Genomic DNA, 13,468 nt, shown 5'->3' with positions numbered 1-13,468 from the left:
CGTACGCCTTGTATTCACCGAAATACTTCGTAATCGCTGCCGTCAACGATGTCTTGCCATGGTCAACGTGACCAATCGTGCCGATGTTGACGTGCGGCTTGTTACGTTCAAACTTGCTCTTAGCCATCTGAGCTCTCCGTTATATGTTCGCCTGCTCAGGCTTAACTCAACTGTCACGCGCAACCGTTAGGGCTACGCAAACTTCTTCTGAATTTCCTGTGCGACTGCTGTCGGAACAGGTTCGTAGTGATCAAACTGCATCGTGTACTGTGCACGACCCTGGCTCATCGAACGCAGCGTGTTCACATAACCAAACATGTTGGCCAGCGGCACGTTTGCATTGACGACCGTAGCAATGCCACGGGCTTCGGTACCCGAAATCTGACCACGACGTGAATTCAGATCGCCGATTACGTCACCGACATAATCTTCAGGCGTTACAACTTCGACCTTCATGATCGGCTCGAGCAGCTGGGCACCGGCTTCGCGGGCAGCTTCACGGAATGCCGCACGGCCTGCGATTTCGAATGCCAGAACCGACGAGTCGACATCATGGTAGGCACCGTCGATCAGCGTGGCTTTCACGCCGAGCATCGGGAAGCCTGCGAGCGGACCCGCACCCATGACGCTTTCAATACCCTTCTGAACGCCCGGAATGTATTCCTTCGGTACAGAGCCGCCGACGATCTTCGATTCGAAGATGAAATCGTCGCCATCGTGGGGTTCGAAGATGATCTTGACGCGAGCGAACTGACCCGAACCACCCGACTGCTTCTTGTGGGTGTAGTCCTGTTCCTTCTTGCGTGTGATCGATTCGCGGTAGGCAACCTGCGGCTGACCAACATTCGCCTCGACCTTGAACTCGCGACGCATACGGTCAACGAGAATGTCGAGATGAAGTTCGCCCATGCCGGCGATGATTGTCTGACCCGACTCTTCATCCGACTTGACGCGGAATGAAGGATCTTCAGCAGCAAGACGGTTCAGCGCAATGCCCATCTTTTCCTGGTCGGCCTTGGTCTTCGGCTCGATCGCGATTTCGATAACCGGATCGGGGAATTCCATGCGTTCCAGGATAACCGGCTTCAGCGGATCGCAGAGCGTGTCACCTGTCGTTGTTTCTTTCAGGCCTGCCAGAGCAACGATGTCGCCGGCAAACGCTTCTTCAATGTCTTCACGCGAGTTGGAATGCATCTGCAGCATACGGCCGATACGTTCGCGCTTGTTCTTGACTGTGTTGTCGAGCGAAACGCCCTTGGTCAGCTTGCCGGAATAGATGCGGCAGAAAGTCAGCGAACCAACGAACGGATCGTTCATGATCTTGAATGCGAGCATCGACAGAGGCTCTTCATCCGAAGACTTGCGGGTTGTCTCGCCATCGGTCTTCGGGTCGATACCCTTGATCGAAGGAACGTCAACCGGCGAAGGCAGGAATTCAACAACGCCATCAAGCAGAGGCTGTACGCCCTTGTTCTTGAAGGCCGAACCGCAGAATACCGGATGGAATTCAACACGGCAGGTGCCGGTGCGGATCAGAGCGCGCAGAGCATCATTGTCAGGCATGTTGCCTTCCAGATACGCTTCCATCGCAGCTTCATCGACTTCGACGGCGGCTTCGATCAGCTTTTCGCGGTATTCTTCAGCCTTGGCTTGCAGATCAGCCGGGATCTCAACGACATCCCACTGCGCACCCAGCTGCTCATCGCGCCAGACCAGAGCCTTCATTTCGATCAGATCGACGACGCCCTTGAATTCTGTCTCTGCACCGATCGGCAGCTGCATGACAACAGCCTTGGCACCAAGACGGGTCTTGACCATTTCAACGCAGCGATCGAAATCGGCGCCGGTCTTGTCCATCTTGTTGACGAAGATCATGCGCGGAACATGATACTTCTCAGCCTGACGCCAAACGGTTTCCGTCTGCGGCTCTACGCCGGCATTGGCATCGAGCAGTGCAATCGCACCGTCGAGAACGCGCAGCGAGCGCTCGACTTCAATCGTGAAGTCGACGTGGCCTGGCGTGTCGATGATGTTGAAGCGACGCTTCTTGCCATCGCGGCCTGTCCAGTAGGTGGTGGTTGCAGCGGAAGTGATCGTGATGCCACGCTCCTGCTCCTGCTCCATCCAATCCATGGTTGCAGCGCCATCATGGACTTCACCGATTTTGTGCGACTTGCCGGTGTAATAAAGAATACGCTCGGTGGTCGTGGTCTTGCCGGCGTCGATGTGCGCCATAATACCGAAATTACGGTAGTCTTCGATTTTATATTCGCGGGCCATGATATGGTGCCTTCAAGAATAGGGTTTCGACGATTACCAGCGGTAATGCGAGAATGCGCGGTTGGCTTCTGCCATGCGATGCGTGTCTTCACGCTTCTTCACAGCCGAGCCACGGTTGTTTGCCGCATCCAGGAGTTCGCCGGACAGGCGATCAATCATCGTGGTCTCATTGCGACCGCGAGCAGCATTGATCAGCCAACGGATGGCAAGAGCCTGACGACGCTCTGGACGAACATCGACCGGAACCTGGTATGTTGCACCACCAACACGGCGCGAGCGCACTTCAACGTGCGGCGCAACATTGTCGAGGGCCTGATGGAACAGGGCAACCGGCTCCTGCTTGCTCTTGGCTTCAACCGACTCAAGCGCACCGTAAACGATACGCTCAGCGATCGACTTCTTGCCATGATGCATGACTGCATTCATGAACTTCGTCAGAACGAGATCGCCGAACTTTGGATCCGGGTTGATCTCACGCTTTTCTGCACTATGGCGTCTGGACATACTTTTTGTCTCTTATCTGCATCGGGTTGACCTACCTGGTGGCCAAAGTCCCGGAAAATCTTACTTCGGACGCTTTGCACCGTACTTGGAACGGCGCTGCTTACGGTTCTTGACACCCTGCGTATCGAGAACACCACGGATGATGTGGTAACGAACGCCCGGCAAATCCTTGACACGGCCGCCGCGGATCATCACGACAGAGTGTTCCTGAAGGTTGTGGCCTTCACCCGGAATGTATCCGATAACTTCGAAGCCATTCGTCAAACGCACCTTGGCAACCTTACGCAGAGCCGAGTTCGGCTTCTTCGGGGTCGTCGTATAGACGCGGGTGCAAACGCCGCGCTTCTGCGGGTTTTCCTGCAGGGCAGGAACTTTATTGCGCTTTACCGGCGCAGTGCGCGGCTTGCGGATCAACTGGTTTACGGTAGGCATTCAACCTTCCCTCTTTGTAATGCGTATCAAAGCGCACGCGCTTCGGCACAAATCTCGTATCTTCGCCCGTCAGGGCCGTTTCAGCGCCATGCTCATGCACGAATTCGGGCAAATAAACCACCGCGAGGGTGGTTGCCCGAATAAAAGCAGAGGAAGCCTTAAGAGCTTCATGCGAGCGGCAAATTGCATTTCGATCGTAAAACGAACCCTGTTTGAGATGAACTCCAGAGCGTGTCGCTCCGAAACAGCCAATCTCACATCGGCTCAGATGTGCTGCTGATACTTTGTCCCCTGCTCCGCGTCAAGCCTGAACTCCAAATTTTGTTAAGGTTTGGAGCGTTTCGGGGCACTTTGCGGCCTGATGGTAAGATTGTTTCGCCGGACTACCAATAATTCAAGTTAAATTTCTCTTTCTTCACAGCGATTTTGAGAGTCGCTGCAACAGGCAGCACCCGCGAGTCGCAGGGCTGCCAGAATCATGACCTTCCAAGCGTTCTTGCACTAGCTGAAAGGCATAGACGTCAGCCGCAGGGGCCTATCCCTAGCAATTGTTTGAAGCCAACGGTTCTGGTTGTTGTTGCCTGCCCCCGGATTCATGTGAATGAAGAAGTCCGGAGAGAACAATTTACAGAATGTGAGTTTGTTAAGTCCCATGTATTGGCTTTGTGAGAAGGCAAACATGCTCTTGCTGACGTCCAGCAAAGACTGCCTCAGTTCAACCAGAGACCCATCTTCGCCATTCAAGCCAAACAACGGAGCTACCTCCAGATCCAGGTCATAGTCGCTGCGGTTGGCTTTCTGAAAACATTCCTTGAGTTCCCCTCCACCATACTCCGTGGAATCGAAGAAATTCATCTGTGGAAGGAGGACACTCGTCTGCCAAACCTCCGTAAGTGCTTTTGAAAGCGCGGCTTGCCACGAAAACGCTGCTGAAGCGCCGCATGCAAATTGCACGAAGTCGGATTCGGACCGCGCCTTGTAGACCACAAACAACACATGCGCCCCCTTGAGAAACGAAATGTTGTAGCAGCGCAGCATTCCCCGCATGCTCAACCGCTGCAGCAATGTTTTGATCCTCCGATCTGCAACGTTGTCGGGCTCCAGCACGGACAGTGCCTGACATCGCTTCGAAGCCCACATCGCGGCCAGACTTTGTCGTTCGACAAATTCAAGGACGGCATTTTGGAACGCTGCCTCCTTGTTGACGTGAAGCGCCGATCCGGATGTGTCGCGGGTTGGAACAAATTGCTGGTCCTTCGTAGTGTGAAGGGAAAACAGTATCCGTGGCAGCCGCACCGTCTCGCCCGAGCTCAGATCAAGAACCTCAACAGTATCAAACCTGTGCCCGGCAACGGATTGGCCGGTTTGCTCGTCGCCACACGCCTCGGTTATCGCGGCGTTCAATGCACTCTTCGTTTCCAGCGAAACGTTCAATTCATTGATGGTGGCATAACCGCTTGACCCGATACTTCGGTACGCAACAAAGCGCTCCATATACTCTCCGAAAGCCTTGAGATGTATGTCTGGTCCGTAGCCAAAGCCGTGCCCTCGTATACGGCTACTGTCGTGCGCTCCAAAAACGCTAGGTTCCGATATGAGTGGCGGGCTCGATGCCTCAACGGCAACGTGCGGTACCGCTGTGATCACTGGTCGAAATCTATGCTGGATTACCATCTTGTTTCTTTTCGAACCCGAATGCCTGAACAATAGTCGGCAGCAGCAATCGGCCATCCAGATGACACATGTGTGCAATCTGGCGCTCGGGGAAGCCTGACAGGACGCGCGATGAAACGCCCACAGATTGGGCGCAAGACAGCATATTCTGGTACATCGATCCCACCTCGAGAAGTGAGAGCCTGTAGCCGCGCGCACGATATTTGAAGATCGATTTTTTCAGGTTGACGCAGTAGAGAACATAGAAAGACGGATTTGGTACGTCGCTCAGGCCGGAAAAATCAGACGCTGAAACATGCGCGGTCAGTTGTTCGAATGCATTGGACACGGGAAGAAAATGGAAGGCTGACAACCTCTGCCCTTCCTGAACCCGAGGGCCGGTAATCAAGATTGCCTCTACCGCATAGAGCGCTCCACCGGAAGGATAGGGTCGCCGCCTCTGCTGATCGGCTGCCAGTGCCTGATTGAATATGCGGCCGATCAATGAAAACGCAATCTCGATGCCTTCATCGCCATGGTGCAGCGACGCGAAACGCGAGATATTGCAGATGGGCTTTTCCTGCGGGATTTCGATGGTCTGGGTAAGGTGGGAAAATCTTGCTTCGGCAAACTCGGCACGCTTCAAATGGTTGTTTGTCACCGCGGAAAAGCCAAATAAATTCTCAAATCCAGAGCCGACCGGGGTCACGCAGGCCTGATGGAATTCCCTCACGTGGTATTCCACATCGGCATCAACGAACTGACCGGCGAAGCCGATTTGATTCAACGATGCGGTTTCGTCAGTTTTCATGATCGGCTCTCCCCATTGGGCTGGGCGGCGAAACGGCCCAGTCACGCATGGACGAGCTGAAACTTGAGTGATTGGCGCGATGGCGTTGAATATGTCCGCTATCCAGATTCATCTCCGTGACTGTACCCAGATCATCGGAGAAGACGGGAACCATTTCAGCCGCGATCAATTGCCGGAAGCGGGTATAAAGCAAATGCAGGGCAGCGCTCTCTTCAAGAGAAGACCTTGGCAAGGTTGGGACCGCAGTGGTGCTGACCGCACTTGCATGAGCGAAGAAAACATCCGCCCAGCTGGAAGGTTTGAATTTGGATGATCGATCGAGACCCGCAAGATTGTAGAGCGAACTGAAATGGTCGGGCAGCGCCATCCGCACCGAATAAAACCCGTCAATCACAAAGTGCCTCAATACAAAGTAGGCGTGCAAGAGAAACAGATCCGGTTTTTGATGACAGAGATCGACAATGGCGCGCGCCAATCCATGATCATATTGCGCCTGGACACAGATGAGTATTGTTGGTCCTGAAATGTCACCCAGTTCATCAATGATGACGACGTCGACAGCATCATTCCTCTCGATTTGCGCGGCAACCATAACTGCCATGGCCCCGTCTGTTGAATAGACCACAACCCGCACATCATCGCGATACCGCTTCAATATGTTGATTCTTTCAAGAAAACTCCGGCCAGCCCTCGGGTCAATATTCTGATCTGCAAAGAGTTGATCAATGGCTGGTTGATTTGTCGAGACGCCCAATGCCTTGAGATGCGTCAGCACATCGATCATCGAGTGGTCATGCAGGCGTGTGACACCGGATGGCGTGCATATGAAAGGCATGCCGTCATCTTCACCGACGATTTTGGCATAGGGCTGAATGTTAAATCGCATCCTCAACCTCCAGATTTGGAGTGGTCCGTGGCGCCCTGGATCAATGCAACAATGTTGTCAGCTAAAAAGAGGCGGTACGCGCAGCTTGGGTACCGCCCCTGGGCTTAGGTGCTCCACCCCTTGCCCGAGGCCGAAGAACTGCTGCTTTTGCCGGATGCACCGCATCTGCTGCTGCTATCACATTTTGCGCTGCTGCTCGATTTCGAGCTACCTGGGCTTACGCCACTCAGTCCGCCGCTTGCCATGGTCGCGTTGTCATCATCGTCGAACTCGACTTGATCGCCGAATTGTCCTGGGCTCAGAAAATGGATCAACATTCCATATCTCCTTGGAAATTTGCAACAAGCACATCATATCGAATTGCATCGCTATGTATATTATACGTTAGTTCCATAGATAAACGATTGGAATTCAGCCAATATGGCTCGTATAATTTCAACTTTAATAATATAATTCTTATGTAACAGGAAAATTTCGTGAATGAATCCGCCGTATTCAGATATTCCTTTTTAATAATATTCAAAAGTAGAAGACAGTTTGCACTGTTACTTATTTTGATCGGAACAATCACCATAGTCAGTGCGGCAATGTCTGCCATTCCGATACTGTTTGCAAAGGGCATCGATCTCCTGTCTGAGGGGCGTGACATGGAAGCCGGTATATCCCTTATTCTTGCGTTTTCCGTGAGCTTGCTGATCACCTCCATCATCTCTCAATTCGAATGGCTGACATTTGGTCCATTCAATCTCCGTTTGCAACGCCACCTCACGCTGAACGTCTTCAACCATGCGTTGTCGCTTCCCTATCATGCGATGCGGGAACACACCTCTCATGAGCTAGGCCGTATCGTTGAAAAGGGGCTCGATGCCATCCGGGATATTACATCGAGCCTTGCCTTTTCCGTTGCACCGACGATCGTCGAGCTGATGATTGCGGGATTTGTCATCGCAGTCATGGTCGATCCATGGATTGCAGTGCTGTTGATTGCCGCTCTTTGCGTCTATGGATACCTGGCAAACCTGTCGGCGATCCGCATACGGGCAGCGACTGAAGACGCCATGGAAAGCGGCACCGCCGCCTGGACATACGGGCTTGATGCCCTCGTCAACGCAGATCATGTACAGCAAGCGAACTTGCGCACGGCAATCATCGAGCAGCTCAACAAGAAGCTGAAGACAAATGACGGGCACTGGAAAGTGACCTTCACCCAGCGTGTTTACTACGGCGTATGGCAAACGATCATATTCGGCGGCGTCGTGATTTGGGTTCTATGGCACGGTGCACTGGACGTTTCCACAAGTTCGCTCACGGTTGGCGAACTTGTGTTGATCAATACCTACATCATCCGGCTGCTGCAGCCCGTCGAGACATTGGCGCGTGTCTATAGGGAAATACATGCTTCTGCCGGAGAAGCGACCTTGTTGATGCGTCTTCTTGCGGAAAATCCAGTTCCTGCGGCGCAGAGTTCTGATTTGCCGGTAGCCGACAGACCCTGGGCTTTGCAACTCACCAATCTTGGGATCACGATAGGCGCGACTCCCGTGATTGTCGGCCTGGACCTTTCGATCGCCGCAGCCAGCCGACTGTTCATCGTCGGTGCGTCCGGCACGGGAAAAAGCAGTCTTCTGCGCGTTCTGGGGTGTCTGGTTCCCCCATCGACCGGGCATTTCACCATTGAGAACGTCGATCTGACACAGACCAACGCCGAAGCATTCCGCAATGGTATCGCGGTGGCTTACCAGGACAGCCTTTTGTTTGATATGACAATCAGAGACAATATCGCCCTTGGTTCCGGCGCACCGAACGATGCAATTGAAGCCATCATGTCGGTATTGGGATTGCGTGAGGTCCTGGACCGGCATGATGGCGAGAACGAGCCGACCGTGGGGGAACGCGGCAACAGACTATCCGGCGGCGAGAAACAACGCATATCCTTGGCTCGTGCACTCCTGAAACCTTCCAATCTCTTGCTGTTGGATGAACCGACAACCGCGCTGGATGAAGTAAATCGCTCGCGCGTGGTCCTGGCATTGAACAATCGTGAAAACAGGCAGACCGAGATTATAATCACCCATGACATAAAGTTGATCGGACCAAATGATACCGTCCTCTATTTGATTGGACCGGGAAAAACTCTTTGTGGGCCCCATATCGATCTGCTTGGCTGCAAAGAATATTCTGATTTCATAAATGGTACGATTTCATTACAGACAGAATGACGATCAAACTCTGGAATCAATTCAATGCCAACAGATAATCCCGAACCGAAAACAGTCCACCTCATCGTTGCCGACGTCTGGAAGAAAGGCGATGAAGAGCCGCTGCAGGTGCATGTTCTCCTGATGAATGACGATGCCGACGGGCTGGTTGAAACCGCCCTGCAGATTCTGGCCAATGAAGGCTATGAAGAGGCTGAACTCTTGGAGATCGGCACGCTGACAAGCGAACCGGAGGAAGAACCGCACCTCTCCGCCTGGAAGACCGCCCTCACCGGCCAGGCCGCGCTGATCGAGTTTGACGAATAACGCCGAGGATACTGAACAGTTTCTTCGTTTGCCCATCAGCATTCACATCATAGCCCAAACAAAAAGGCCGCCCCGAAAGGCGGCCTTTTCAATGTCGTCGTGTGCAACCGGCTTATTCGGCCGGGGTGCCTGTCATATCGGTCAGCATGGCGTCGACCTTGGCAGCACCGGCTCCGCTTTCCTTGCGGCGCTCGTCGATGATCAGCTCGTCGCGGGCACCGGCAATGCGGCGGATCTGCTTGACCGTTCCACCCGTACCGGCCGGGATCAGACGGCCAACGATGACGTTTTCCTTCAGGCCCTGCAGCGCATCCATCTTGCCGGCAACGGCAGCTTCCGTGAGGACGCGTGTCGTTTCCTGGAAGGACGCAGCCGAGATGAAGGACGGCGTCTGCAGCGAAGCCTTGGTGATACCCAGGAGAACCGGAGTACCGTAGCCTGGCTTCTTGCCATCTTCCTCGAGACGTTCGTTGATCTCGTCCAGCTCGATCCGGTCGACATGGTCACCGGCGATGAAGCCAGTGTCACCGGATTCGGTGATTTCGACCTTCTGCAGCATCTGGCGGACAATCACTTCGATGTGCTTGTCGTTGATCAGAACGCCCTGCAGACGATAGACTTCCTGGATTTCATTGACGAGATACGAAGCGAGTGCTTCCACGCCCTTGATGGCCAGAATGTCATGCGGTGCCGGGTTGCCGTCGAGGATGTAATCGCCCTTTTCGATCGCATCGCCATCCTGAAGATGGAAAGGCTTGCCCTTGGGGATCAGGTATTCGACAGGCTCGAGTGTCTCGTCGTTCGGTTCGATGACGATGCGGCGCTTGTTCTTGTAGTCGCGGCCAAAACGAACCGTACCATCGATTTCGGCGATGATCGCATGGTCCTTCGGACGGCGTGCTTCGAACAGTTCCGCAACGCGCGGCAGACCACCGGTGATGTCCTTGGTCTTGGCGCTTTCCATCGGGATACGGGCAAGAACGTCACCCGCCTTCACGTGCGAGCCGGGCTCAACCGACAGGATCGATTCAACCGACAGCTGGAAGCGTGCATCGCCGCCCTTTGCCAGTTTCAGAACCTTGCCGGCCTTGTCCTTGACAACGATGCAAGGCTTCAGGTCCGAACCGCGCGGTGTCGAACGCCAGTCGATGACCACGCGCTTGGTGATACCGGTGGACTCGTCCGTCGTTTCCGAAACGGAGAGACCGTCGACCATGTCTTCGAATTCGACATGACCTTCGACTTCCGTCATGACCGGGCGGGTATAAGGATCCCACTCGGCAACGCGCTGGCCGCGCTTAACCGTATCGCCGTCATCGACATAGATGCGCGAACCATAGGTGACGCGGTGTGTCGCCCGTTCCTTGCCTGTCGCATCAAGAATGACGACAGCCATGTTACGGCCCATGACAACCAGATGGCCGTCGGAGTTGCGAACCACATTGCGGTTACGGATCTGCACCGTGCCTTCATAGCTGGCTTCGAGGAACGACTGATCCACAACCTGCGCCGTACCACCAAGGTGGAACGTACGCATCGTCAGCTGCGTGCCTGGCTCACCGATCGACTGAGCGGCGATAACGCCGACAGCTTCACCCTGATTGACAGGCGTACCACGGGCCAGATCGCGGCCGTAGCACTTGGCGCAGATGCCGCCACGGGTCTCACAGGTGAGAGCCGAACGGATGCGGATGGACTGGACGCCCGCCTTCTCGATGGCATCGATATCGAACTCGTCGATGATGTTGCCGCCGGTAACCAGAACGTCACCCGTCAGCGGATGCAGGATGTCTTCGAGCGCCGTACGGCCGAGAACACGCTGGCCAATGGTCGCAACGACCTGACCGGCATCAACGATCGGCTGCATGGTGAGGCCCGTTGTCGTGCCGCAATCCACCGAGATGACGATGCAATCCTGCGCGACGTCGACGAGACGGCGTGTCAGGTAACCGGAGTTGGCCGTCTTCAAGGCGGTATCGGCAAGACCCTTACGGGCACCGTGGGTCGAGTTGAAGTACTCGTTCACGGTCAGGCCTTCCTTGAAGTTCGAAATGATCGGCGTTTCGATGATTTCGCCCGAAGGCTTGGCCATCAGTCCGCGCATGCCGCCCAGCTGGCGCATCTGGTTCGGCGAACCACGGGCACCCGAGTGCGACATCATGTAGATCGAGTTCATCTGCTTCTGGCGACCAGTGACAGGATCGAACTCGACAGCCTTAATGCGGGCCATCATTTCGTCGGCGACCTTCTCGGTGCACTTGCCCCAGGCGTCGACGACCTTGTTGTACTTCTCGCCCTGGGTGATCAGGCCGTCATTGTACTGCTGTTCGTATTCGGTCGCCAAAGCTTCGGTCTCGGCAACGAGCTTCGCCTTGGTTTCCGGAATGACCATGTCGTCCTTGCCGAAGGAAATACCGGCACGGCAGGCATGGGAGAAGCCGAGCTGCATGATACGATCGCAGAAAATGACCGTCTCTTTCTGTCCGCAATGGCGATAGACCGTGTCGATCATCTTGGAGATGTTCTTCTTGGTCATTTCCTGGTTGCAGATGTCGAAAGGCACGTTGTGGTGCTTCGGCAGCAGCTCACCGATGATCATGCGGCCAGGCGTCGTGTCGAAAATCTTCGACGTCGGCTTGCCGTCCGCATCAATGCTCTTGAAGCGGCCCTTGATCTTGGTGTGCAGGGTGACAGCACCGCTGCCAATGGCGTGATGCAGTTCACCGATATCGGCAAAAGCCATGCCTTCGCCCGGCTCTTTCGCCGCAACGATCGACAGATAGTACAGGCCCAGAACCATGTCCTGTGACGGAACGATAACCGGCAGACCGTTTGCAGGGTGCAGGATGTTGTTCGTCGACATCATCAGAACGCGGGCTTCAAGCTGCGCTTCCAGGGAAAGCGGAACGTGAACAGCCATCTGGTCACCGTCGAAGTCCGCGTTGAAAGCGGTACAGACGAGCGGATGCAGCTGGATTGCCTTGCCTTCGATCAGGATGGGTTCGAAGGCCTGGATGCCAAGACGGTGCAGCGTCGGCGCACGGTTCAGGAGAACCGGGTGCTCGCGGATGACTTCGTCAAGGATATCCCAGACTTCCGGCTTTTCCTTTTCAACCAGCTTCTTCGCCTGCTTGACGGTCGAGGAATAACCCTTGGCGTCGAGACGGGCATAGATGAACGGCTTGAACAGTTCGAGCGCCATCTTCTTCGGCAGACCGCACTGGTGCAGCTTCAGTTCCGGACCGGTCACGATGACCGAACGGCCGGAATAGTCGACGCGCTTGCCGAGCAGGTTCTGGCGGAAGCGGCCCTGCTTGCCCTTGAGCATGTCGGACAGCGACTTCAGCGGACGCTTGTTGGCACCGGTGATGACGCGGCCGCGACGGCCGTTGTCGAACAGTGCATCAACCGATTCCTGAAGCATGCGCTTCTCGTTGCGGATGATGATGCCGGGTGCGCGCAGTTCGATCAGGCGCTTCAGACGGTTGTTACGGTTGATCACACGACGATAGAGGTCGTTGAGATCGGACGTCGCAAAGCGGCCGCCATCCAGCGGAACCAGCGGGCGCAGGTCCGGCGGAATGACCGGAACGATCTTCATGATCATCCATTCCGGACGGTTACCCGATTCCAGGAAGTTTTCGACGATCTTCAGACGCTTCATCAGCTTCTTCTGCTTCAGGTCTGAAGTCGTTGTCGCCAGCTCTTCACGCAGATCGCCGGCAATCTTCTCCAGATCCATGGAAGCCAGAAGCTCATGGATAGCTTCCGCGCCGATCAGTGCCGTGAAGGAATCTTCACCGAACTCATCGACAGCGATCATGTATTCTTCCTCTGAAAGCAGCTGATGCTCTTTCAGGGATGTCAGGCCGGGTTCGGTCACGATGTAGTTCTCGAAATAGAGAACGCGCTCGATGCCCTTGAGGGTCATGTCGAGCAATGTGCCGATACGGCTTGGCAGAGACTTCAGGAACCAGATGTGCGCAACCGGGGCTGCGAGTTCGATATGGCCCATGCGCTCACGGCGAACGCGCGACAGCGTCACTTCCACGCCGCACTTTTCGCAGATGATGCCCTTGTATTTCATGCGCTTGTACTTGCCGCACAAGCATTCATAGTCCTTGATCGGCCCGAAGATCCGAGCACAGAAGAGACCATCCCGCTCAGGCTTGAATGTGCGGTAGTTGATCGTCTCCGGCTTCTTGATCTCACCGTATGACCAGGACAGAATCTTCTCAGGGCTGGCAATCGAAATCCGGATGGAATCGAATGCCTGTACAGGTACCTGAGGATTGAAAAGATTCATGACCTCTTGGTTCATGCCGTTTCTCCATGGGGCAAAAATTGCCCTCTGCTTGCGATGGAATGATCCGCCGT

Annotated in this window: 11 protein-coding genes; 2 read left to right on the top strand and 9 right to left on the bottom strand. The window is 54.8% G+C overall.

The genetic code is table 11. The annotated features are described in order from the left end of the window. The 8 genes from J1W56_RS10815 to J1W56_RS26155 form a co-directional block, all read right to left on the bottom strand. Positions 1 to 127, bottom strand: a 127-nt coding sequence (locus J1W56_RS10815) for a GTP-binding protein (RefSeq protein WP_244910400.1), incomplete at its 3' end; no start/stop codon positions are given. Between the two features lie 65 nt (positions 128 to 192). After that, the gene (fusA, locus tag J1W56_RS10810; RefSeq protein ID WP_223613263.1) at positions 193 to 2,280 is read right to left on the bottom strand and encodes an elongation factor G; all 2,088 of its coding nucleotides are present in this window, start codon (positions 2,278 to 2,280) and stop codon (positions 193 to 195) included. 33 nt (positions 2,281 to 2,313) lie between these two features. Next, positions 2,314 to 2,784 carry a 30S ribosomal protein S7 gene (gene rpsG, locus J1W56_RS10805; RefSeq protein WP_105732683.1) on the bottom strand — a complete coding sequence of 157 codons (471 nt, stop codon included), beginning with the start codon at positions 2,782 to 2,784 and terminating at the stop codon, positions 2,314 to 2,316. A gap of 60 nt (positions 2,785 to 2,844) precedes the next feature. Further along, the gene (rpsL, locus tag J1W56_RS10800) at positions 2,845 to 3,216 is read right to left on the bottom strand and encodes a 30S ribosomal protein S12 (protein ID WP_008121760.1); all 372 of its coding nucleotides are present in this window, start codon (positions 3,214 to 3,216) and stop codon (positions 2,845 to 2,847) included. 501 nt (positions 3,217 to 3,717) lie between these two features. Continuing rightward, positions 3,718 to 4,890: a YcaO-like family protein gene (locus J1W56_RS10795; protein ID WP_223613262.1), complete on the bottom strand. Its 1,173-nt coding sequence runs from the start codon at positions 4,888 to 4,890 to the stop codon at positions 3,718 to 3,720. Next, the gene (locus J1W56_RS10790) at positions 4,874 to 5,680 is read right to left on the bottom strand and encodes a nitroreductase family protein (RefSeq protein WP_223613261.1); all 807 of its coding nucleotides are present in this window, start codon (positions 5,678 to 5,680) and stop codon (positions 4,874 to 4,876) included. Before J1W56_RS10790 ends, J1W56_RS10795 begins: the two co-directional genes overlap by 17 nt. After that, the gene (locus J1W56_RS10785; protein ID WP_223613260.1) at positions 5,670 to 6,566 is read right to left on the bottom strand and encodes an McbB family protein; all 897 of its coding nucleotides are present in this window, start codon (positions 6,564 to 6,566) and stop codon (positions 5,670 to 5,672) included. The genes J1W56_RS10790 and J1W56_RS10785 overlap by 11 nt, the downstream gene beginning before the upstream one ends. Positions 6,567 to 6,670: 104 nt before the next feature. Next, on the bottom strand, positions 6,671 to 6,811 hold the full coding sequence (locus tag J1W56_RS26155; protein WP_404928128.1) for a hypothetical protein: 141 nt from the start codon (positions 6,809 to 6,811) through the stop codon (positions 6,671 to 6,673). A 231-nt stretch (positions 6,812 to 7,042) separates the two neighbouring features. Here J1W56_RS26155 and J1W56_RS10775 point away from each other — a divergent pair, with 231 nt between their 5' ends. After that, on the top strand, positions 7,043 to 8,785 hold the full coding sequence (locus J1W56_RS10775) for an ATP-binding cassette domain-containing protein (protein WP_223613258.1): 1,743 nt from the start codon (positions 7,043 to 7,045) through the stop codon (positions 8,783 to 8,785). A 24-nt stretch (positions 8,786 to 8,809) separates the two neighbouring features. Further along, positions 8,810 to 9,091: a hypothetical protein gene (locus J1W56_RS10770; protein ID WP_223613257.1), complete on the top strand. Its 282-nt coding sequence runs from the start codon at positions 8,810 to 8,812 to the stop codon at positions 9,089 to 9,091. Positions 9,092 to 9,203: 112 nt separating this feature from the next. On the opposite strand, the gene rpoC is transcribed toward J1W56_RS10770, so the two are convergent. Continuing rightward, complete coding sequence (rpoC, locus tag J1W56_RS10765; protein ID WP_223613256.1) at positions 9,204 to 13,412, bottom strand: DNA-directed RNA polymerase subunit beta'; 4,209 nt, start codon at positions 13,410 to 13,412, stop codon at positions 9,204 to 9,206. Positions 13,413 to 13,468: the final 56 nt, after the last annotated feature.

Origin of the sequence: Phyllobacterium calauticae (assembly GCF_019991125.1) — a bacterium.
GTDB lineage: Bacteria > Pseudomonadota > Alphaproteobacteria > Rhizobiales > Rhizobiaceae > Phyllobacterium > Phyllobacterium calauticae.
Note: the sequence above shows the minus strand (reverse complement) of the source record. Positions and strands in the feature narration are given on the sequence as shown.